This window comes from Allolucifera butyrica, from assembly GCF_900476375.1.
In the GTDB taxonomy this organism is placed as follows: domain Bacteria; phylum Bacillota; class Negativicutes; order Sporomusales; family UPPP01; genus Lucifera; species Lucifera butyrica.
The window spans coordinates 1-1,314 of sequence record NZ_UPPP01000122.1; the positions used below are offsets into that span (position 1 = coordinate 1).

Genomic DNA, 1,314 nt, shown 5'->3' on the forward strand with positions numbered 1-1,314 from the left:
GACGAAATTGGTTATGTCCCAGTTGATGTCAATGGAGCACACCTATTGTTTCAGCTGATTTCGCGTCGATATGAACGGGGATCGATTATCCTTACAAGTAACCGTGGAATAGGACAATGGGGTGAAGTATTCGGCGATACTATCATTGCCACTGCGATTCTCGACCGGCTATTACATCATAGCACTGTCATCAATATCAAGGGTGAATCTTATCGTCTAAAAGAAAAGCAGCGAGCAGGACTCCTTAAAAGGAGCCAGGACATAAAGCCAGAGGGAGGTGATTCGTTAACAGTCACCTTCGATACCTAATGACTACCAGAGGGGTCAATTTTCGAACGCGAAAAAGGGTCATTTTTCAGGCGCTATTGACAACATAGTAACTAAGTTGCATTATTTAGACCCAGGTACTTACGATCCTGGAGCGAATGGCGGTGGTAGTAGTGGTAATGAAGTTCCACTCTAAGTTTTAATTGTGAGGAATAAGAGCTGATGATTCGACTATTAAAGTTAAAACATATAAAATGGTTATTTCAGGTAAGAGGGCTTTGCCAGGGATTCGTGGCTTTTATATTAACTACAATAATTGAAGATAAGATTTATTTGAATTATGGTATTACTTTTGAAGGTATGCAGTATATTATATTTTTTATAGCATGGTTTATTGTTGGTGAAATATTTGATATGATTTCTCGGCATTTTTTTCACAAGAAACATAAGTGATTTAAAACCACTTCCGGTGGCTTCGGCTGCCGGATTTTTATTTGTCACTTTTTTGTCATAAATTTGTTGTAAGCTTAAAAAGAAAAATTTTCCATATATAGAATTTTGGTCCTATAAATTGAACTTATTTTAGAGACTTTTATCCCATTTATTTAAAACAAAGGAGGAATATGGGAATTTATGAAGTAATAGGAAAGTTGTTTTTGAAACATTAGCTAACAAATTAAATTGAAAAAGTTATGGGAGGATTCATAATGGGATTTACATTGGCTGTTAAAGGAAAAGACACTGAAATTAACTTAGGTGAAGACATTATTACTTCTGCGAACATTGGAGTAAGTACACCTAACGACTCAATGGCTAAGTCATCTAGTGTTGCAGGTACATTGTTTGTAACAGGGAAACTTACTCATAACAATATGCTAGATGCGTCCGATAAAGAAACTTCAAAATTACTAAAATGGTCATTGGTTACTGCCCAGAATGCAGATGCTTATAGGGATGTAACTGTTCAAGTAAATACCGCTGATCAAAACTTTAGAACCATACATTTCCCGAATGCCTTTATAATTGATTATAACGAGAGATATTCTA

The 1,314-nt window shown here is 35.7% G+C and carries 2 protein-coding genes; both read left to right on the top strand.

Features of this window, described 5'->3' with window-relative positions:
• The coding region (locus LUCIF_RS23470; RefSeq protein WP_165866140.1) for an ATP-binding protein at window positions 1–309 on the top strand (309 nt) is incomplete at its 5' end.
• Window positions 310–974: 665 nt separating this feature from the next.
• The coding region (locus LUCIF_RS23480) for a membrane-associated protease 1 (protein ID WP_122630253.1) at window positions 975–1,314 on the top strand (340 nt) is incomplete at its 3' end.